We start from the raw sequence: 18,956 nt of genomic DNA, 5'->3' as shown, positions 1-18,956 counted from the left end.
GCCTCATCTATACGAATGTCTACTGAAATCTATAGAACTATAGCAAAACGATAGATATCAGTAGATATTGCTAGTACTGGGCTGGACCACGCTGTCGCGGAGCCCCAACTTATGACACCGGCAGGTATGTTGCGTGGATCACATTTCGTCTATGGTTATTCGGGGCGCCACCGCGTTGTGTCTCCCAACTTAGAGCGGAGAAAATTTTCGTGACGGCAGACAAGCTTCGGGTTCTGGTCCGGGTGGACCTCGACTGCGCAAAGGCCCAGGTTGCCGCGCAGGGCCATGTAACGTCCAAAAGCGTCCGCGGCCTGTATGACGTGATGAAGCGCGCCAACTCGCTCACCACCGGTATGACCCTGGAGCTCGATATGACCCGGGCCCGGATCGAGCCCGACGCATTGGAAGAACTGCGGGCCTGCTCGCGGTCCCACCATCTGCCGGTCCGCGTCGATCCGCGCCAGTCCGACTACAGGCTGAGCATCCTCGCCCCTGAGATCGCCGCGTCCCCGGCAGCAACGGCTACCCAGGCAGCCTGACCCGCAACAGTAATCTCCCGGGATCAGCCGCCACTCGAGCCGCAGAAGCGGCCCAAAATGACGCTTCTCCCCCGCCCTGTCTGGGGATTCCGCAAACACCGCGCTCCGGAATACTTCACGCTGCCGGACTGCTCTCAGATGCTGCATCCAGGCGAAGGAACTTCCTAACCTTCGCATTCGATGCAGTACGAGTGGCCGTTGCTTTCGCGTACGAGTTGGGACCGGTGCCGGACGAGGAAACAGGAATAGCAGGTGAACTCGTCCGAAGCCTGGGGAATGACCTGAACGATGAGCTCCTCGGCGACGATCTCTCCCCCGGGGGTCAGGCCCTCATCGAATGCGTCGGCTTCGTCGAGTTCCTTGACGACGCTGCGGGCATCCGGGGCATTCGCAGACTGCAGGGCCTCCAAGGAGCGGTCCTGGGATTCCTTGACGTCGGAACGGACTTCGTCGTAATCGGTTGCCACTTAGGTGATTCTCTTTCTGACGCTTCTACGGTGTTCCTATGACGAGACTGCAACGTACACCAATGCGCCGTTGTTCCCATGTCCGCGCACCACAGGAGCTGCCTGATGGCAGCCCCTGTTACACAGTTGCGCTGCGCCTAACGGCTGAGGCCGTTCTTACCTCGTTCAGCCCCTACTGCTGCCCCAGTGCGGGACTTTCGGGCTTTAGCTACGCTCTTGCCCATGGTTACTGCCGTTTTAGGGTGTGTGCCCTCACTGCGGGCGGCGGCTAGGCGGCCCCGGATCTGAGTTTCGCTAGCGCCGGTATTTGTCAGGGTTTCGGCAAACTCTTCGTGGTGTTCGGCCGAACCGTAGCCAGCCGCCGATGTGCTTTCAGTTTTCAGGCCCTGGTCTTTGAGCCGGCTGCTGTCGTTGCCGGTAACGCGGTTTTCGATCTCTCGTCCGACGCCTTCAAGTCGGGAAAAGAGTTCCTTCTCGGCACGTTCGTACCGCTGTTCCAGTGACGCCCACTCTGAGCCCGTAAAGCCGCCCTCTGTCAGGAGCTTGGCTTCGTGCATGTCCTTGGCTGCTTTCACGAACGCCGGATCCTGAAAGTGGGAGTCGCCGGCGCCGTTGATGTTCGCTGTGGTCTCGTTGCGCAGCTGCTCAATGTCGGGACCGTTCACGCCGTCCTTGCCGATGAGGAACATGCGTTCCTTGATCTCCGTGTCGGCCGCCGCAGCTGCTTTGGGGGTTTTAGCGTTGTGGGCCCTCTGCAGGGCCCGTACCAGTTCAGGGTTGGCCAGGTACTCGACGGGCACCTGGTGGCGTTCCATTTCCGGTGCCAGCTTCTCGGCCTGGGCGCGGAGTTCTTCAGCCCGGGCAGCCGCGAGAAGCTGCGTGGCCTTCTCCTGCTCGGCGGCCGCCTTACGTGTCTCTTCCTGGCTGCGGGCCATCGCATCCAGCCGCGCCTTCTCGGTGGTGATGGTCTGGATCCCTGACTCAAGGTAAGCGACGTCAGAGCCGACGTCGTGGGTGTCGATGCCGTACCGGGCGAGGACTTCATGCCGGATTTTCTCGGAGGCTGCCAGGGCGGTGGGGTCGTGGTCTTTCCAGCCCTCGGCTACGGCGTGTGCCGTGGCAATGTCGTTGGGCTGCGCTTTGTCCCACCACTGCTCCTTCTCCACGGGTGCGAGGGCCGCGTGGGCGGCGCTGCGTTCGGCGGCGAGGCGTGCTTGGGCTTCGTGCGCTGCCTGGGAGTCCAGGTGTTCCTGCTGCCGCTGGGATTCCTGCCGGCGACGGGCAAGAGTCTCGGCAATACGTGATGCCATCATCAGCGACTGCCGCAGCCCGCCGTCCACGACGTCATCCATTCCATCTGATTCACTCATGGGGTTCCCCTTGCACTTGGTGGTGATTTATCGGTCGAGGCCCGGCTGGGCTGATAGGTCTTGGCAGGCGTTGCCGGCGTCGGAGTCGGGGGTCCGGGACCATTGCGCGGAAAAGTAGCGCTAACCATTGGCGGGGCTTGGGAGGATCGGTACGCGATTCGGTTGACAACACACCTATTGTCTTCAAAGACAATAGGTGTTGTCTTGTTCGTCTGGAAGGAGCTGCAATGCCAAGTTTTGAGACTCATGCCTCAGCGATCGGTGGCGACACGTTGGATTGGGAGGCGGAATGGCGTATGTCGCCGCTGCCCGAGGAAGAAAAAGACCAGTGGAAAGCTGCGATCAAACATATTTCAGTTACCCCGAGACTTGCCGAGCGGCTTTCTCAACACGGTTGGAGGCCGGAGCAGCTGACGCGATCGATGGAAGACCCGATGTATTTGATCGACTTATCCCGTGAATACATCCGTGGACCGGAAGCCAAATCAGCGTTTCTGGTGCTTGTAGGGGCTTGAGGACCAATGCTCGGGAAAGTCACGCTAAGCCGAGTATTGGTCCTCAAGCCCCAATAATCGGACGTTACTTAGCGCTGACGCGCAGCACCCTTGCACGGGCTATTGATCGCGGAGTTCGTCCGGTTCTGTGTCCATTAGGGATTCGTGAATCGACCCGTTGAGCTTCTCCGACTGCATCATGAGCTCGAAAGCCAGGCTCTCAAGTTCCTCGGTCCGCTCAAAGAGCTTGACCAGTTCGTCCTTTGGCCCGTTCGGGAATACTTCCATGGCGAGCGAATGCAGGTCCAGGAGCTCATCGCGCATTTCCGGTGGACGGGTAACCCCCTAGCCGTTCAGATGCGTGCGCATTTCGTCAAAGGAATCCACCGCGTCGAGCAGATCCCGGGTCTCGAACGTCCCGTCATCCTCTTCGGGTGTCTACTCCGGAAAGCTCATTCATGACCAGAACCCTGCCCAACATAAGCCCAGAACAAGCTGTTATCGGGACTTTCCCGAGCATTGGTCCTCAAGCCCCAGTACCGCACTAACGGCGGTTAGTTCCCTCCGCGCAAGGAGCGCACAGGCTAAACTAACTGAAACTGCGACCACGCCGAGCCCATCAACCGTGTCCTTGAGCTTCTTGTCGCGCCACTCCAAACGGTGGTCCCTGAACCAACCGAGGTCGTGCTGCACTACCTGTGCGCATCACCCCCCAGCGAACCTCCCAGTCAACCAACCCGATCCTTCGATGCATCGACCCTGCCGCTGGCAGGGAATGGCAGGGTCTCGCCCAGGCTGTCCTTTCCGTGACCAAGCAGAAAGCCTGCTGCCCTGATGTGGTGTGCAGTTAATCGGCGACGACAACGGTGATGCCAAGCCCGCCCAGTGATATCCCGGCGAAAGCTGTCCACAGGATGGCGGATGTATTGGCATCAAGACTTTCCCGTGTGAGACCGCTTGCACTGGCATTATAGCGCCGGCGCTGTGTGAGGTAGATGGCGCCGGCGGCGGCGATCGCCACGGCAAGCAGCAGCAGAATAGGCATGCCGTGATGGGGCAGCCACCGCAGGAAAATGGCACTCACGGTCACGAGAGCCATCATGGTGCGGCCCCATGCCAGGGTAGTCCGCTCAGGCTGAAGCCCGGGGTCCCCGTGCGGCTCGCCGATGTGTTGGCAGATGGGGGCCACGGGACTCAGCGCCAGAGAATGAATGTTGCGACGACTGCGGCAGCGATTGCCCCGGCCACTGCCAGTAGTGGAACGATGAGCGGCAGCGGTAGCGGCGTCTTGTTTCGCATGCTGCGCTCCACTTTGATCCAGCGGATCGCGGCCCCGCCGCTCAGCAGCATACCCAGAAGGAGCAGCAGCACTGCCAAGCCTTTTCGAAGCGGCTCCAGGAACAGGTCTGCTGTAAACGCCTCAATGGCAATGCCCCCGGCCAGCAGCGCCAGCGAGGTACGGATCCATGCTAGGAACGTCCGTTCATTGGCGAGCGTGAATCGTGGATCCGGTTCAGTGCCGCCAGGCAACAACCGTTCGGCCATTATTCCGCGTGTGGGCGGAACGGGACTGCTGGGCGGTGGCTGGTTGCTAGACACGGTGCCAGTCTCGTCGTACGGTAGCGGCCGTGAATGCCGATGCTATATGAGGACTTTGGGGGTGCTCATTAAACCGGATCCCTGACGGACTATAGCCGGCCGTGGACTGGCAGTTGTGCTCTCCACGGACTAGTTTGGCTTGGGTATCTTCGATACGGGAACGTAGCGCGCTTGCTGAGAAACCGGCAAAGACGACGGAGTGCGTCAGGCCGAGGAGGGCACAGGCAAGCATGGTTACGATGGCCTCGGGAATCATGGGCATATAGATTGCGACTCGGTCACCGGGGACGAGCCTGAGGTGGGTGAAGGCGTTGGCAGCCCTGTTTACCTCCGAGAGCAGGTCGTTGTAGGTGAGGGCGCGAATGTCACCGGGTTCACCTTCGAAGTGGACGGCGACGCGGTCGCCGTTGCCTTCGAGTACGTGGCGGTCGAGGCAGTTATAGGCAACGTTGAGCCGGCCGTTCAAGAACCACTTCGCGACGGGCGCTCCGGACCAGTCGAGTACCTCTGTGAACGGGGAGTCCCAGTGCAGTCTTGTGGCCTGTGCAGCCCAGAGAGCAAGACGGTCCGCGTCCGCGGCGTCCTGAAGTGCTGGGGTGGCGTTTGCGTTGGCCGCGAACAAGGCGCTTGGTGCGTACGCCTGTTCTTTTGATTCCTGGGCCGAGAAGGTCATGGGATTCTTCCCCTTTTTTCTAGCGAAATGGGTTTGTCTGCGCATCTGCAGCACCTGGAAGTGTCGCGGTTATCAGAAGTGGCGTTTTTTTGGGGGGCTTCTTGGCTTGCCGTGGGGCCCACTTCCCCTATGGGCGGAGCGGCTTGACCATGATGCGGGGAAGCCGCTCCGCCCATAGGCCGGAGTTTTCATATCACCCCGGCTACGCTTCCGGGACGCCAACTTTCCGGCTGGGTTCGGCTGCAGGACAGCCCTCGGCACGCTCTAGGGAGTCGTATTCTTCTTGGGCATCACGTTGATACGTTTCGGGTGCGAGGATACCTGTAAGGGCACTTATCAGGCACACTGCGATCGTAAAGGCCGCGATGATCCAGAAATGTCCGTTGCCTGCCACGAGCAGGGTTGCTGCCAGCACCGGGGTGAAGCCGCCTCCAATCGCACCACCTAGCTGGTAGGCCATGGAGATGCCGCTGTATCGGACATTGGTCCTGAATTGCTCGGTCCACCATGCGGCGAGCGGTCCATACATGGCCGCCCATCCCACCCCCAGTCCGAGGGCGAACGCCAGCCAGATCAAGCTCACCTGGCGTGTGTCGAGGAGGAGGAAGACTGGAACGATCAAACCTGCGGAGAGGAGTGCCCCAGTCACGTAGACCTTCTTGCGCCCTATTTGATCGGAAAGGGCCCCGAAAGCGATCGTTGTGATGTGCATTACTCCAGCTGAAATGAGCACTCCGGTAACGGCTATGTCTCGCGGCATATCGAGATGATTCGCTACGTATCCGAGCAGAAAGACCGCGAACAGGTTGAAAATGCAGGCTTCGGCCAACCGCTGGCCGATCGCAAGGACTGTCGCTCGGCGCTGGGTTTTCAAGAGAGTGGCCAGCGGAAGACGCTCTTCTCGTCCTTGGGCGCGTACCTCCTGGAACGCAGGCGACTCCGAGATGGCGAGGCGAATGAAGAGTGCCACGAGGAGGAGGACGGCGCTTGCTAAGAACGGCACCCTCCAGCCCCAGGTAAGGAAAGCCTCCTCGCCCAGGTTTCCGGATACTAGCGCGAAGACGCCCGCGGAGAGCAGCAGTCCGCTGGCTACCCCGAGTTGGGTGATGCTGCCGTACACGCCTCTCCGTTTCCGGGGTGAAGATTCGACGGTGATCAGTACGGCGCCGCCATATTCGCCGCCGATGCCTATCCCCTGAAGCAGCCGACAGAGGACGAGCAGGATTGGTGCCAGCATCCCCACCGTGTCGTAAGTCGGCAGCAGGCCTACGAATACAGTGGCCACTCCCATGATGATGAGGGTAAGAACCAGCATCTTCTTACGTCCGATTCGGTCACCGTAGTGAGCGATGATCAAGCCACCCACCGGGCGTGCCAAGTAGGCGACGCCTAGGGTTCCGAGGGAGAGAATCATTCCCAGCTGAGGGTCAGCGGTTGGGAAGAACAACTTGTCGAAGATCATGGCAGCTGCTGTGCCATAGAGGAAGAAGTCGTACCACTCGATCGTTGCTCCGATGTAGCTCGACAGCGCAACCAATTTGATGGGCGCCTGCTTAGGCGCAGATTTCGTCGTTGAACTCTGCATGTTGGGTCTCCTTAGAAGGACGGTCCGCGGGCGGTGCCCGCGGCTTCTGTGAGCGCCGCCTGAAGCAGGCGCGCTTCTTGCCCCATTCGCACGTACTGGTTGTCGGGGAATGCTGCGGGCGGGTTGTCGACGGTCCACGGGGCGCTGCGGTCCGGCTCGATTTGGAGGTGGACGAAGGCCGGCGAGGGGCCGGCCAAGATCCGCGGGAGAGCTTCACGCAGATGGCCTTCGTCGCCGATGGTGTAAGTCGCCGCATAGCCCGCTGCTTCCGCAAGGCCGGCGAAATCGGTGGTTCCGGCTGAGGGCACCGGCAGGTTCCCGCCACCTTCGAACCATACGCCGTTGTCGAAGACGAAGTGCACGTAGTTCTGTGGTCGCGCTCCGACCACGGTTGCCAGGGATCCCAGCTGCATCAGGAGGCTTCCGTCGCCGTCGAGTACAAGGACCGTACGCGCGGGCTGCGCGAGCGCGAGTCCGAGTCCGAGGGCTGAAGCGCCTCCCATCATAGGTACGGAGCTGACGTTCAGGGGGCTGGGTGATGCGGCGTGGAAGAACTTCATCCCGGTCATCGTTGATACCGAGATCGCGTCTGGGGAACGGTATTCGGCAATGATGGACACGGCTATTCGGCTAGTGAGAGGCATTGGTACTCCTGTAATCGCTGGCTGGGTTTAGGTCCACGCCGTTGGCACTCCGATAACGAGGGCTGTCGGCCAGGATCGTTCGCGTGAGAGCTCGTACGCGCGTCGGACGTTTCCAATGTCTTCCGGCCCTTCGAGGCTCAGGTGGGGGATCTCGAGTGTGTCCAGCAGGGGTTCGAGCAGGCGGACCACTCGGCGATCGGAAAGTGCGGGATCCTGGCCGAAGTTCTCCTCCTCGCGGCCGAACTGGCCGATCATCATGAAGATCGGAAGACCGCAGTCAAGGCCAATTGCCCTTAGATTGTTCACGCATGCATACAGTCCCTGGTTCTGAATGATGACCACAGGGTTGGCGCCTCCGAGGTACAGTCCCGCGGCGATGACCACGGCTTCGTCTTCAGTGGACGTGTGGATCACTTCGACATCGGGAAGGTAGTTTTCGCGCAGTTTGGCATGCACGGACATCTGGACGAAGTCGGGGACCGTGACCACGTGCGTGATCTGACAGGCGGCCAGTTCGTCGAGGATAAGCTCGCCCGGTACGGCGAGACGATGTCCGACTGGTGTAGAGGTGGTCATAGCGTTCCTCTCGGTTCGGATTGATTTCGGGTCGATGCTCAACGAAGTTCGGTGCCGGCGCTCTTCTCGGCAACCTTGGCCAGCGCGCCCCAGTCTTCTTGTCCGTAGCCGTCCTGCTGTGCCTGCAGGTAGCGCTGGTACGACTGGCTTACCGTCGGGAGCGGGATGCTGCGCTTCGCAGCCATTTCAAGCCCGATTCGCATGTCCTTGGTTGCGAGGTCGACACTGAACCCAGGGGCAAAGTCACGGTGAGCGACCTTGTTAGGAAACGTGTTGCGCAGGTGCCAGTTGTCGGCCCCGGTGGCCGAGAGGGACTTGATCATGAGGTCAAGAGGCGCCCCCGACGCCGCTCCAAGTGCCAGAGCTTGTGCCACGACATCGGCGATGGTTGAGGATACTAGGTTGTTGACAATCTTGATCGTGGAGGCAAGGCCGAGCTCGCCGCAGAACACGACCTCGGTCGAGATGTGGTCCAGGAGCGGCCGGATCGCCGAGAAAATTTGTTCGTCCCCCGCCGCAAGGAGCGACAGTTCGCCGGCTTCGGCAGCGGCGGAGCTTTTCCCCATGGGAAGGTCCAGAATCGAAGTACCCAGCTCTGCGAGTCGCTTACCGAGATCGAGGACGGCGTCCGGGCCGATGGTCCCAAGGTTGACCACTACCTTTCCCTCGCTGAGCAGGCCAGGCGTGGAGGCTAGGCCATCGGGGCCGAAAATCGCGGCCTCGGTGATTGCTGGGTTGGGCAATAGGACGAAGAACGTCTTAACCGACGTCGGCAGGTCACGGGGAAGCGTGACGGCCCGTCCGCCGTCTTCCTCGAAGCGTGTGCGCCGGCCGGGATCCAGGTCGCAGCCAACCACACCGCCCTCTCCAACAGCGAGGTTGCGGGCAACGGGAAGTCCCATTGCGCCGAGCCCGATGACGGCGATTGTCTCTGTGGCGAGTGTGTTTGACATGGTGTTTCTCCGTATTTCAGTGGGGATATATATGGGCATGACGGGATAGCCGACGTAATGGTTACGGCGAGCTGGGTAAGGTTGAAGGTGACTGGGGGTTTAGCTGGTTCGGCCGTCGAAGTCCAAGACCGAGGCAAGGCGGGTTGCACTGGCGCTCAGCCGAATTTGATGCAGTTCGGGCACGAGGAAGTAGCGTCCGCATTCGACGATGGTTCCGGACAGATCCTTCGTCTTCCGCTCCAGAATCAACAGGGAACTGGCGGGTTCGACGTTGAGCAGGGAAGCGACATCGTCGTTGGCGGGACCGGCGGTGAAGGTGTAGTCGGCGGCGCGGGGAACGATGCCGAGTTGTTCCTCCAGAATGTAGTAGATAGGGGTGGTCGCAAGCAGGTTGCGGTCGATCTTCTGTCCGATATCAACAGGCAGGGTGCAGTCGAAGAGCGCATGCGGACGACCATTGATCCGGTGCAACCAGCGGAACCCGAAGCCCGGGAGATCCGGTCCGCCGATTGCGGAGGGTACGTCCCAGCCCGTCCGCCATTCACTGTCAACTAACTCCGTGGTCTTTTCACCCTCAGCTGTCAGCGACTCTACAAAGGGGCCGAACCGATCTATCGACTGCGTTACTGGACGGAAGGCGACAAACGTTCCCCGCCCATGTTGAACATCAAGGACTCCGCTCTCGGTAAGGGCTTTTATCGCCCGCCGAATGGTCGTACGCGAGACGCCCAACCCCTGGACGAGTTCAGCCTCTGAGGGTAGTTTCGCGCCCGTTCCCAACTCTTCGGCAAACGAGCGCAGCTTGTCCGCCACCTGGGCGTGTAGAGCCTGCTGGCCATCGAGCTGGATGTGGTCCCCATCACTTATGGTCTGTAGCATGGGGACAACACTAGGAGACGTCTGCAGACGTGTCAACAGGTCGCGATGCTCATAGAAAACCTCCGCGTAGCCGGATACGTTGCCTGATTTGAATTCCTCCGCGTAGCGGCGTGGTTTCCGGATGGGGCGGCGTATGGGGACTATGCCCGTTTTCATGGAGCTAACGATGGTCCAGCGGCAAGCTGTGACAAAGAAGAAAGCCCTCGCCTACAAAAGCGCCGATCGTGCAGGGAAGTCCCGGATCCTGAACGAGCTGGTCGAGCTGACCGGTTGGCACCGCGATTACGCACGGACCGCTCTGCGGGAGGCCCTGGTGCTGAAGATCGTCAAGCCCAGACAGGGCAGAATGCCGGTCTACGAGCCTGATCTGCTGCCATCCCTGGTCACGTGCTGGGCGGTGCTGCGGGCCCCTGCCGGCAGGCTGCTGGCCCCGATGCTGCCGGTCCTGGTGCCGCTGCTGCGCCGGGACAAGGAGCTTGAGGTCACCGACGCGCAGGCTGCTCTGCTGATGCGCATGAGCGCGGCGACCATCGACCGCAAACTCGCCGGTGAACGGGCGAAACTCTGCCCGCGGGGCCGCTCGCACACCAAGCCCGGCATACTGCTGAAATCCCAGATCCCGGTCCGGACCTGGGCCGAATGGGACGAGGGGCTTGAGGACCAATACTCGGCTTAGCGTGACTTTCCCGAGCATTGGTCCTCAAGCCCCGGGATCGAGACCGGCAAACCTGCCAGCAGCGTCCCCATCCGGGCAATGTTCCGGTTCTCCTCACCGGCACCGTTCGCGTTTCCGAACACCACCTCATCGATCCGCTCCGGATCCAGCCCCGGCGCCCGCTTCACGGACTCCCTGATCACATGCGCCGCCAAATCATCCGGACGCACCCCCGCCAAACCCGAACCGAACTTACCGAACGGGGTGCGCACGGCGTCGTACACAAAAGCCTGTTTCATACGTTGTTGTCCATTTCTCTAAAAACCTGCTGGGCAGTCTTGAAGGCCGTATTCGCGGAGGGGACACCGCAGTAGATGGCGGTCTGCAGCAGGATTTCCTTGATCTCGTCCTTGCTCAGGCCGTTGGTGAGGGCCGCCCGGATGTGCATGGCCAGCTCTTCCCAGTGCCCGTGCGCCACCATGGCCGTCAGGGTCACCGCGGAGCGCATCTGGCGGGTGAGGCCCGGACGGGTCCAGATGCCACCCCACGCAATCCGCGTAATCATGTCCTGGAAGTCCTCGGTGAAGGCGTCCTTGTTGGCGTTGGCCCGGTCCACATGCGCGGCGCCCAGCACCTCGCGGCGGACCACCATGCCGCCGTCGTAAATCTCCTGGCTGGTGGCATCCGGCTGGACCACGCCGTTGCGTTCCGGGCCGGATGATTCAACGCCGGTCATTTGCCGGCTCCGCGCGACTCGCTCCAGGTGATGAGGTTCCGCAGCAGTTCCGCCACGTGGGCGGCCGCCTCAGCGGGGGCAAGGTGCGCCACGCCCTCCAGGGTCACAGCGTTCGCGATGCCGCCGCCGGCGGTGATACCGGCAACGATCTCTTCAGCGAACGACGGCGGGACCACAGTGTCTGCCGCGCCGGCAACAGCCTGGGTGGGGACGGCGATGCTGCCGAGTTCAGCGCGGACGTCAAAACCGGCCAGCGCCTCACAGCAAAAGGCGTAGCTGAAGCGGTCCGCATCGCGGAGGGCATGCAGAAGCCGGCTGCTCAGCCCGGGTTCACGTTCCATGAACCCGGGCGCGAACCAGCGCTCCGACGAGCCCTGGAGCATCACCGCAGTGCCCTGGGTCCGCACCGTTTCTGCACGTTCCAGCCAGGCTTCCGGCGTGCCCAGTTTGGCGCCGGTGCACTGGACGGACAGGCTCTTGAGGCGTTCGCCGTGCTTGATGCCCAGCTGCAGGCCGGTGGCCCCGCCGAGGGAGACGCCGGCATAGTGGAAGGACTCGCCGGGGACGATGGAGTCGATCAGGTCCACCACGGCGTCAGCCAGCGCGGCGACGTCGAACGCTTCGGTGGCGGCAGGTGAGACGCCGTGGCCGGGCAGGTCCCAGGACACAACGTCGAAGTTTGTCCCGAGCAGGGATGCGGTCCTGTTCCAAAGGATGGTGGAGGTGCCCAGGGACGGCCCCACCACCAGCAGGGGGTGCTCGCCCGGGGCCCGCTGGGGCGACAGCAGGGCGGCTTTCAAGGCAGGTTTAGCCACGGCGGGCTCCGTTCGCGTCGGTTTCTGCAGATGCTGCGGGGAAAAATTCCGGGTAGGCGGCAAGGATGCGCCAGGCGATTTCAGCGGCCTCGCCCAGGTAGCTGGCCGGACTAAGGAGTTCCTCGAGCCGGAGATCGGGAAGCGCCCCGGGCGGCACCGCTTCACGGAGCAGCTTGCGGTACGTGGCTGGCTGCTCCACGGTTGGTGCCTGCAGGGTATGGTCCACGACTGCCTGCAACTGCTGCTTGCCGTTGCGGCCGTCCTTGTCCTCAAGCAGGGGCGCCACAGCAGCGGCCACGCCTTCGGAGGAGCAGCGGACCGGCAAGGTCCAGGTTGCGGCGCATGGCGTCCGGGAAAACCTGCAGCCCCTCGGCGAGCTCCCGGGCATGGCCTGCGACGCCAAGTGCCAGGGCCAAGAGCTGCCGGAGTGCCGGCCACTCAGTGTGCCAGGCGCCGTCCGGGCGCTCGTCGTTGAAGTTCGCGGCAGCCAGGTGCAGTTGGGCCACCAGCTGGGGTGCCTGGAGCGCGGCGCTGCGTACCAGCATCGACAGCACCGGGTTCTGCTTCTGCGGCATGGCGGAGGAAACGCCACGGCCCGCCGCGCGCGGTTCGGCCAGCTCGCCGACCTCGGGCCGGCTCAGGAACAGGACATCCGCGGCGATCTTCCCGAACGCATCCAGCACGGCTGCCAGGGCATGGCCCAATGAGGTGATAATCAGACGGTTGGTGTGCCAGGGAGCGGGCGCGGGGGCGAGGCCCAACTGGGCGGGGTTCGGGCTCGCCGTGGAGATCGGCGACTGGACACGCTTCACCGGCGCCACCATCGGCTCCTACGTGGGTCTGGTCCCCAGCGAGCAGTCCTCGGGCCAATCCCGGCACCAGGGACCCATCACCAAGGCCGGCAGCAAATACGCACGCAAGCTCCTCATCGAGGCGGCGTGGCAGCACCGGCGCCCCTACTCCAGACCCGGGCTCCGGATGCTGCGCCAGCTGGACCTGGTCGGCCCGGCCACCCGGATCCGCGTGCTGGAAGGCAACCACCGGCTCCACCACAAATGGGAAGTGTTCGACGCCCGGAAGAAAAGGTCCGTCACGGCCAACACCGCGATCGCCAGGGAACTCGCCGGCTGGTGCTGGTCCCTGGCCGCACCCCTCCAGCAAGGCGAACACGGGCAGGGGGAGCGCATGAACGCGGCATAAGAACGTGCCCTCCGGATGCGTGGCGGGGCGTGACGTGGCAGCACTTTGGGGCTAACTCGAGACCCGACTATGAGCACACGGCCCATGGGGGCCGTTGACGCTCGATTCTAGACAGCGATAAGCCCCAGCCGAACAATCGTCATGCGGTAACCCAACCCGCGAATATCAGTCTGACACTGCCAGTCGAATACAAGACTCGCCAGCACGACCGCCACACCCGGACGGCACCCCAACCAGCGGCCCCCACCAAAGAAGTTGGGAGCCGCTCATCACTGCCCCTTGACAATCCTTCCCACATATCAGTTGGCCAGTTTTGCAACTTACCTGGCCACCTACGGGTTTCTGGGGTTTGTCTCAGTCAATGTGGCCTCCATGGATGCTGCTCGTGCTGAGGTTGATGCCTTCGAACATGACGCACGGGACCCGTGTGCTGGCGCGCCTGGACGGGCGACGCTGGGCCTCGCTCCGTCGCGCGGGAACTCACTCCTTGCAGGACAAGGAGGCCGGGCGTTCCATACGGATTGGCCAACTAATTTGAGACGGTTCCGACCCGGCCTGTCTCAATTTAGATGGCATTTTCCCACGTCAACGTGGCCAACTAAATTGAGACAGGACAGCAGGGGGGGGAATTCACGCCGGTTTGGCGTGGCGCAGGTACTGGTAGACCGTCTCCCGGCTGATCCCGTAATCACGGGCAAGGACGGCTTTCGGAACACCGCTGCCGGCGCGCTGGACCAGCTCGGCGGCCCGTTCCGGCGCAAGGGTCTTTTTCCGCCCTTTGTAGACGCCGCGCTGCTTGGCCAGGGCGATGCCCTCCCTCTGCCGCTCCCTGATGAGGGAGCGTTCGAATTCGGCGAACGCGCCCATGACAGAGAGCATGAGGTTGGCCATGGGGGAGTCCTCCCCGGTGAAGACCAGACTCTCTTTAACGAACTCCACACGCGCGCCCTTGCGGGTTAGGCCCTGGACGAGCGCACGTAAGTCATCGAGGTTGCGGGCGAGCCGGTCCATGCTGTGCACAACCACCGTGTCGCCGTCGCGGGCGAACCGCAGCAGTTCCGTGAGTGGCCTGGCGGTGTCCCTGCCGGAGGCCTTGTCCGTGAAGACCCGGTCCAGAACCTGGCCGTCGAGCTGGCGTTTCTCGTTCTGGTCCAGCGTGCTCACGCGCACGTACCCGATCCGCTGACCAACCACCGATGCCTCCAACCCTCAACCCGTCAGATTGAGTTGTAAGGCCTTCTCGGAAAAGTGTCAAGACGTAGGAGACGTGACGTCAGTTGGGGTGAACCGCATTCTGATCTTTAGGTGGCCACAGGTTTAGTACAGAAGTCCGTCAGTTCTCAAAGGCGCAACTCGGGAATGGACCGTTCTTTCTCAAGGACCGCTGCGATCTTGCGGGATCGGATGTTCCCCATGATGCCCAGAGCCAGAAACCCGATGAAAAGCACTGGCCCAATTAAAGGGATCGCGCCGAGCATGGCGCCGACGATGACGGCGATAATGATCATCGCGACTCCGGCTAACCGGTGCGTAAGGGGGCTGTATCGCCGGTCTTTCTCGTTGACCATGACATGCCCTTTGAGCGGCTTCGAGGTTATGTTCACGGACGGAGATGCAGATGGACTGTTGGTAGGCGCTGATCGCAGAGCAGGAGCCGGCAGGGTAGCCCTGTGGTCGCGGCGTGTCGGCAAATCTCCTGTGAAGGCCGGCGGCACATTGTAGACTGCGGCCTCCGGTTTGAGTGGAGGGAAGGTCGGCATCGTATTGAGCCACTCGTCGTTAAGTTCCGTCGCTCTGGCGCCCTGGACGACTAGTTCGGCTGCGAGCCCGGAACCTTTGATCTTGGCCCAGATTCCCAATTCCTTCCCAATGTCTGCGGCGTGGGCGACGGTTGGCAGGTAGTGGTTTGAGGTCGCAGAGGTCAGTTGCCCCACCCGTTCGCCGTCGAGACGGACCTCGACGAGGTGCTTTTCGGTGCCGTTCTTCAGGCTCTGAATGAGCCTGTGCATCGTCAGGATAACAAGCCCTTCGCCGTTTTTTGGAAGGTAGTTGAAGAGGTGGCTGAAGTGGCTGTCTTCGCCGGTGACCTGTAGCGCACCGCCCCAAGGGAGGACTGCCACGTTCGCCGGGGAGTGGTTGTTAAGCGGAAGAATCTGATGGGGCTCTGGCAAGTAGATGCGGACGTTTGAAAAAAACCGTGCCCGTTGTTCATCTTCCCAGGATTCTCGAACGACAGCCCAGATCCTGGCGGTGGTTGTCGCGACCATCCCGCTGGCAGCGATGCGGTGGAAGATCGGTCGGTACACCTGCGCAGCTTCCCGGTCCAGGTAGCCAATCACGTGTCCGTTCACTCTCACGGAGACAGCATTAGCGTCATGGGGGTTGTCCGGCTCCGGCACGAGAAGGGCCTCAAAGACATCTTCGATCTCCTCGTCCAGCCGCGGGCGGCGGCCAAGCGCGGCCGTAACCTGTGCTTCTCGATAGGCTTCGCCAACAACATCAAAATTGTGCCAGCTGTCTTTTCCTGGCAGGTTGTACTTCTCCACTTCGCCCCCATCTTGTTTTTGGACATTCTTCCGGTGTATTTCAAGGCGCCCGACTATCGGCGCCGCGGGTCGCCGCAGAACCGGGCAAATGCATCGGTACATAAATGCTGGTGCTTGGCCCTGCGCAGGAATCGCCGCGAAGCCGACCAGGCCGCATGACCTGACCTTGAGAATAGCTGATGGGAATGAGGCTGGGTGCCGAAAGACTGCAGAAGGCATTTAGTCCAATATTGCCCGCTCCATGTGGCTACCAGTCACTGATCATGATCAAGAACATGGATGCGCTGAAGCGATGGAGCATGACCCACCTGTACCCACGACGGCATGATCCCGCATCGCAATGCGGCTCTTCACACGATATACCTACGACTGAGGCCTTTGCGCAGCCATGGAGGGGGTGGTGTGCCGGTGGGCGCAGCTCATAAGGCAAAGATCTGAAATTTCTGGATAAAAGGGACAAAAGCACGGTGTTTTGGTTGATATTCTTGGCGAAGTATTCGAGCAACGGGAGAGCCTTGAAAGTCTTTATCAGCTGGTCTAAGAACACGTGCGAATTCGCGGGCGTCCTTAACGAGGTCGTCGGTAGGCTGTTCGACACAGTAACTACGTTCTACAGCCCAGAAATACCCGCAGGAGAGCAATGGTTGGCTCAAATCGAAGAAGAGCTCACGGACACCGACTTTGGGATCATTTGCGTCTCAAAGGAGAACCAGATGGAGCAGTGGCTCAACTATGAAGCTGGTGCACTTTCCCGCCAGGTAGGTGACCGGCGGAAGCGGCTCGGCGTTCTCCTGCTCAACTTCGATGATACGAACCAAGTCGTTGGGCCGTTCAAGAATTTCCAGATGAAGATGGCAGATATCGAAGGATTCAGGTCGCTCATGAAATCCTTGAATGAATATGGCCCTAAGATTCGTCAAGAGACGCTCGACGGTCGCATAGACAATGAATGGATCAGTTTGGCTGCTGCCTTGGAAGGCCTAAAGTCGCGTGCTAAATCAGCGGTGAAGCCCCCTGAACGAACCGTTTCTGAGAAAATTGATGAGCTGCTGGCAGTCGTGCGAGATTTCGATAGGGCGCTAACGGTCCCCGTTATCAACCCACCACCGACTACGGCGGGCGATAGGTACAAGGGGCAGTCGTTTACAACCAAGGTGTACGGGGTCCTTCGCGGTCGACCCGCAAACTTCGCCTTCAGAGCATTAAACGAATTAACCGATGTACTTGATTCTTCTACGCCTTTGAGCGAGTTGGAGAAGAAGGCGATACAGCACTATTACAGGGATCAATTTGGGGACAATGGCAAGAATCTCGTCATAATAGACCCCGCGTGGAAAGATCAGTACATCACCTCGCCGGGTGGACCGCTGAGCCAGGACCTGCCGATGGCAGAAGTTGGGCATCAAGCTTGAGCTGATTTGCCCGCCCCTCGCCGTGTCCCGAAAGGCGGCGGAACAGAGCCGTCAGGGGAGGCCCTTTCCACGNGGGCTAACAGCATCCATGGTGGCCAGATTAACTGAGACAAACCCCAGAAATCCGTAGGTGGCCAGGTAAGTTGCGAAAATGGCCAACTAAATTGAGAAAGGACATCTATCTTGAGATCGCGTCACCTTAGGAGGCGGANAGAGCCGTCAGGGGAGGCCCTTTCCACGACTACTGGTGAGCCGGCGTATTCGGAACCGGCGAATGCCATTGCGTCGATGGCGGATTTAGCCTCGGAGGATGTGGGTCGCCGCGGGGTCGTTGATTTGCTGGTTGTGAGTGGTTATGAGCGAAGTGCTGTGCGGGCGAAGGCTTGCCCTGGCGCCTTGACGGTGTTTGCTTTGAGCCCGAAACGGTCGTCGAAGATGCCGAGGTTCAGCAGGACCTCGTGGGCATCGACGAGGAGTGCTTGGACGGTGTTCGGTTCCAGTTGGGCTCCGGTGCGGGTGCTCCAACCGAGCGCACCGAGACCGAAGGAGACGGCTTCAAGGTAGTCGGCCCAGCTGGTTCTTTTCCCTGCCGCGACTTCGAGCAGGAGTAACAGCGCCGCGTCGCGCTCGGAGTCATGGCGGTGCCGATGGGCGATGGATCGTGCGAGGAAGAGCCAAAGCCCTGCGGGATCATCGAGCAGCCGTTTGGCGGCGGATGTGAGGACTAGTTTGCCTTTGATTTTGCGGATGAGGCCGAGTCGTTGAGCGCTTTCGCGCAGCTGAAGGACGGGCAGGGTCTGGTCCTCGCGGTTGGCTTTGCCGATCCAGTCCTTGGCCCAGCCGAGCTCGGTCATTGCCTGGCGGACCACGGTCGGCGGTAGCCAGCCGGCAGCGGTGAGGGATAGACCGTCAGGCCCGATGCGGCGGGTGAGCCAGAGATAGGGGGCGGTCATCGCCTCGGCGACGTCTGCTTCGACCGTTGCGGGGCCGTCGAGGTCGGCGGCGTGAAGGTATGAACGGAATTCGCGTCGTAGCCCGGGAGGCATCCGGTTCGTGAGTTCCTGGGTCAGTGACTCGCTTCCGGGGCCGTGTTCGTTGGCAGAGGGAGCAGGGAACAGCAGGGCGAGCTCGTTGTTCACGGCATTGATGTCCAGTTGTTCCGGGTGGAATTCCTGCCATGGCCCGGCTGTCCAGGCGACCCATGCCTTCAGGTCTTTGTGTTCTTCGTGGCCGGGGTCTGCGAGGGCGTCGAGGAGGTCGTGGTAGCCACCGATGCCGCCGGAATCTTCCAGCGGCGCCCGCCTCTCCCCGTCCAGGAGCCGCGCCCTTGGGGTGTTGGCCGGGGCGGGGAGGCTTCCGGTGAGTTCGAGGCGGTGGATCCAGCCGTCTCCGAAGTCATATTCATAGAACAGGGGACCGGACTCCGGGGTGAGGATCTGGCCCAGGGTCCAGGCCGTCTCCGGGAGGTCATCGTCACTGTCCTCCAGCAGGCCCAGGGAGACCCAGCGACGTGGTTCGCGCACGATCCCGTTGACGGCGCGCAGACGAACATAGGGATCGGTGTCGGTGAAGGAATGCAGGTGTAAATCCCGCCAGCCAACGGCCGTTTGGAGGACCTCATGCACCCTGTCCAGGGTCAGGGAAGGGTCGATCTCGAGGCGCCGCCAGATGGCCGGCTCGCTGCCCACGATCGAGACTTTCACCCGCAGCAACATCGACCCTGGATCTCCCTCTGCAGCGCGTATCGTCACAGCACTATCCTGCCAGCCCCAGTGTTTGGGCGAGGCCACTGACCGGGCCCGCGATATCCGCT

19 protein-coding genes and 4 pseudogenes are annotated in these 18,956 nt (G+C 61.5%); 5 read left to right on the top strand and 18 right to left on the bottom strand.

Annotated elements, in window-relative coordinates; genetic code table 11:
• Window positions 1–209 precede the first annotated feature (209 nt).
• Entirely contained in the window at window positions 210–539 is a 330-nt protein-coding gene (locus NG697_RS06215) for a hypothetical protein (RefSeq protein WP_252613779.1), read from the top strand.
• A 164-nt stretch (window positions 540–703) separates the two neighbouring features.
• Here the strand turns inward: NG697_RS06215 and NG697_RS06210 are convergent, their stop codons facing one another.
• Both NG697_RS06210 and NG697_RS06205 read right to left on the bottom strand, forming a co-directional pair.
• Window positions 704–1,006 (bottom strand): DUF4193 domain-containing protein, encoded by a 303-nt coding sequence (locus NG697_RS06210; RefSeq protein WP_252613778.1) that lies wholly within the window; start codon window positions 1,004–1,006, stop codon window positions 704–706.
• A gap of 137 nt (window positions 1,007–1,143) precedes the next feature.
• Complete coding sequence (locus NG697_RS06205) at window positions 1,144–2,376, bottom strand: hypothetical protein (RefSeq protein ID WP_252613777.1); 1,233 nt, start codon at window positions 2,374–2,376, stop codon at window positions 1,144–1,146.
• A 227-nt stretch (window positions 2,377–2,603) separates the two neighbouring features.
• Between NG697_RS06205 and NG697_RS06200 the strand changes: the two genes are divergently transcribed.
• On the top strand, window positions 2,604–2,891 hold the full coding sequence (locus NG697_RS06200) for a hypothetical protein (protein WP_252613776.1): 288 nt from the start codon (window positions 2,604–2,606) through the stop codon (window positions 2,889–2,891).
• A gap of 99 nt (window positions 2,892–2,990) precedes the next feature.
• On the opposite strand, the gene NG697_RS06195 is transcribed toward NG697_RS06200, so the two are convergent.
• From NG697_RS06195 to NG697_RS06155, 9 genes and pseudogenes are all read right to left on the bottom strand, one after another.
• The gene (locus NG697_RS06195; protein ID WP_252613775.1) at window positions 2,991–3,194 is read right to left on the bottom strand and encodes a hypothetical protein; all 204 of its coding nucleotides are present in this window, start codon (window positions 3,192–3,194) and stop codon (window positions 2,991–2,993) included.
• A gap of 523 nt (window positions 3,195–3,717) precedes the next feature.
• The gene (locus NG697_RS06190) at window positions 3,718–4,059 is read right to left on the bottom strand and encodes a DUF202 domain-containing protein (protein ID WP_308293078.1); all 342 of its coding nucleotides are present in this window, start codon (window positions 4,057–4,059) and stop codon (window positions 3,718–3,720) included.
• Between the two features lie 5 nt (window positions 4,060–4,064).
• Window positions 4,065–4,415, bottom strand: coding sequence for a YidH family protein (locus tag NG697_RS06185; RefSeq protein WP_252613773.1), 351 nt, complete (start codon window positions 4,413–4,415; stop codon window positions 4,065–4,067).
• A gap of 181 nt (window positions 4,416–4,596) precedes the next feature.
• Window positions 4,597–5,142, bottom strand: a pseudogene (locus tag NG697_RS06180) (AMP-binding protein); the annotation flags it as partial.
• 202 nt (window positions 5,143–5,344) lie between these two features.
• Window positions 5,345–6,727 (bottom strand): MFS transporter, encoded by a 1,383-nt coding sequence (locus tag NG697_RS06175; RefSeq protein WP_252613772.1) that lies wholly within the window; start codon window positions 6,725–6,727, stop codon window positions 5,345–5,347.
• 11 nt (window positions 6,728–6,738) lie between these two features.
• Entirely contained in the window at window positions 6,739–7,371 is a 633-nt protein-coding gene (locus NG697_RS06170; RefSeq protein WP_252613771.1) for a thiamine pyrophosphate-dependent enzyme, read from the bottom strand.
• Between the two features lie 27 nt (window positions 7,372–7,398).
• Entirely contained in the window at window positions 7,399–7,947 is a 549-nt protein-coding gene (locus NG697_RS06165; RefSeq protein ID WP_252613770.1) for a thiamine pyrophosphate-binding protein, read from the bottom strand.
• A 38-nt stretch (window positions 7,948–7,985) separates the two neighbouring features.
• Window positions 7,986–8,900 (bottom strand): NAD(P)-dependent oxidoreductase, encoded by a 915-nt coding sequence (locus NG697_RS06160; protein WP_252613769.1) that lies wholly within the window; start codon window positions 8,898–8,900, stop codon window positions 7,986–7,988.
• A 99-nt stretch (window positions 8,901–8,999) separates the two neighbouring features.
• Complete coding sequence (locus NG697_RS06155; protein WP_252613768.1) at window positions 9,000–9,935, bottom strand: GntR family transcriptional regulator; 936 nt, start codon at window positions 9,933–9,935, stop codon at window positions 9,000–9,002.
• A gap of 10 nt (window positions 9,936–9,945) precedes the next feature.
• On the opposite strand from NG697_RS06155, the gene NG697_RS06150 reads away from it, so the two are divergent.
• Window positions 9,946–10,455, top strand: a complete 510-nt coding sequence (locus tag NG697_RS06150; RefSeq protein WP_252613767.1) for a hypothetical protein — start codon at window positions 9,946–9,948, stop codon at window positions 10,453–10,455.
• 29 nt (window positions 10,456–10,484) lie between these two features.
• Here NG697_RS06150 and NG697_RS06145 read toward each other — a convergent pair.
• From NG697_RS06145 to NG697_RS06130, 4 genes and pseudogenes are all read right to left on the bottom strand, one after another.
• Window positions 10,485–10,733: pseudogene (locus NG697_RS06145) on the bottom strand (thiolase family protein); the annotation flags it as partial.
• Entirely contained in the window at window positions 10,730–11,170 is a 441-nt protein-coding gene (gene pcaC, locus NG697_RS06140; protein ID WP_252613766.1) for a 4-carboxymuconolactone decarboxylase, read from the bottom strand. The gene pcaC and the pseudogene NG697_RS06145, both read right to left, overlap by 4 nt.
• Complete coding sequence (locus NG697_RS06135) at window positions 11,167–11,985, bottom strand: alpha/beta fold hydrolase (protein WP_252613765.1); 819 nt, start codon at window positions 11,983–11,985, stop codon at window positions 11,167–11,169. Before NG697_RS06135 ends, pcaC begins: the two co-directional genes overlap by 4 nt.
• Window positions 11,978–12,758 (bottom strand): annotated as a pseudogene (locus NG697_RS06130) (lyase family protein); the annotation flags it as partial. The pseudogene NG697_RS06130 and the gene NG697_RS06135, both read right to left, overlap by 8 nt.
• Between NG697_RS06130 and NG697_RS21330 the strand changes: the two are divergent.
• Window positions 12,751–13,185 (top strand): annotated as a pseudogene (locus NG697_RS21330) (transposase); the annotation flags it as partial. The pseudogenes NG697_RS06130 and NG697_RS21330 sit on opposite strands and share 8 nt — an antisense overlap.
• 630 nt (window positions 13,186–13,815) lie before the next feature.
• Here the strand turns inward: NG697_RS21330 and NG697_RS06120 are convergent.
• Entirely contained in the window at window positions 13,816–14,379 is a 564-nt protein-coding gene (locus NG697_RS06120) for a recombinase family protein (RefSeq protein WP_252613764.1), read from the bottom strand.
• 146 nt (window positions 14,380–14,525) lie between these two features.
• Complete coding sequence (locus tag NG697_RS06115; protein ID WP_252613763.1) at window positions 14,526–15,731, bottom strand: HIRAN domain-containing protein; 1,206 nt, start codon at window positions 15,729–15,731, stop codon at window positions 14,526–14,528.
• 515 nt (window positions 15,732–16,246) lie between these two features.
• On the opposite strand from NG697_RS06115, the gene NG697_RS06110 reads away from it, so the two are divergent.
• Entirely contained in the window at window positions 16,247–17,143 is an 897-nt protein-coding gene (locus NG697_RS06110) for a TIR domain-containing protein (protein WP_252613762.1), read from the top strand.
• 353 nt (window positions 17,144–17,496) lie between these two features.
• Here the strand turns inward: NG697_RS06110 and NG697_RS06105 are convergent, their stop codons facing one another.
• The gene (locus tag NG697_RS06105; protein ID WP_252598844.1) at window positions 17,497–18,894 is read right to left on the bottom strand and encodes a plasmid pRiA4b ORF-3 family protein; all 1,398 of its coding nucleotides are present in this window, start codon (window positions 18,892–18,894) and stop codon (window positions 17,497–17,499) included.
• Window positions 18,895–18,956 lie beyond the last annotated feature (62 nt).

It is taken from the genome of Pseudarthrobacter raffinosi, assembly GCF_023913835.1.
GTDB classification, from domain to species: domain Bacteria; phylum Actinomycetota; class Actinomycetes; order Actinomycetales; family Micrococcaceae; genus Arthrobacter; species Arthrobacter raffinosi.
The sequence above is the reverse complement of the archived record's forward strand: the minus strand, read 5'-3'. Positions and strand labels throughout refer to the sequence as shown.

What these genes read in the sequence shown, in the direction of transcription:
- NG697_RS06160 (WP_252613769.1), bottom strand. Translation starts at nt 8,900, where the DNA reads ATGTCAAACACACTCGCCACAGAGACAATCGCCGTCATCGGGCTCGGC.
- NG697_RS06200 (WP_252613776.1), top strand. Translation starts at nt 2,604, where the DNA reads ATGCCAAGTTTTGAGACTCATGCCTCAGCGATCGGTGGCGACACGTTG.
- NG697_RS06165 (WP_252613770.1), bottom strand. Translation starts at nt 7,947, where the DNA reads ATGACCACCTCTACACCAGTCGGACATCGTCTCGCCGTACCGGGCGAG.
- NG697_RS06205 (WP_252613777.1), bottom strand. Translation starts at nt 2,376, where the DNA reads ATGAGTGAATCAGATGGAATGGATGACGTCGTGGACGGCGGGCTGCGG.
- NG697_RS06185 (WP_252613773.1), bottom strand. Translation starts at nt 4,415, where the DNA reads ATGGCCGAACGGTTGTTGCCTGGCGGCACTGAACCGGATCCACGATTC.
- pcaC (WP_252613766.1), bottom strand. Translation starts at nt 11,170, where the DNA reads ATGACCGGCGTTGAATCATCCGGCCCGGAACGCAACGGCGTGGTCCAG.
- NG697_RS06155 (WP_252613768.1), bottom strand. Translation starts at nt 9,935, where the DNA reads ATGAAAACGGGCATAGTCCCCATACGCCGCCCCATCCGGAAACCACGC.
- NG697_RS06170 (WP_252613771.1), bottom strand. Translation starts at nt 7,371, where the DNA reads ATGCCTCTCACTAGCCGAATAGCCGTGTCCATCATTGCCGAATACCGT.
- NG697_RS06195 (WP_252613775.1), bottom strand. Translation starts at nt 3,194, where the DNA reads ATGCGCGATGAGCTCCTGGACCTGCATTCGCTCGCCATGGAAGTATTC.
- NG697_RS06175 (WP_252613772.1), bottom strand. Translation starts at nt 6,727, where the DNA reads ATGCAGAGTTCAACGACGAAATCTGCGCCTAAGCAGGCGCCCATCAAA.
- NG697_RS06150 (WP_252613767.1), top strand. Translation starts at nt 9,946, where the DNA reads ATGGTCCAGCGGCAAGCTGTGACAAAGAAGAAAGCCCTCGCCTACAAA.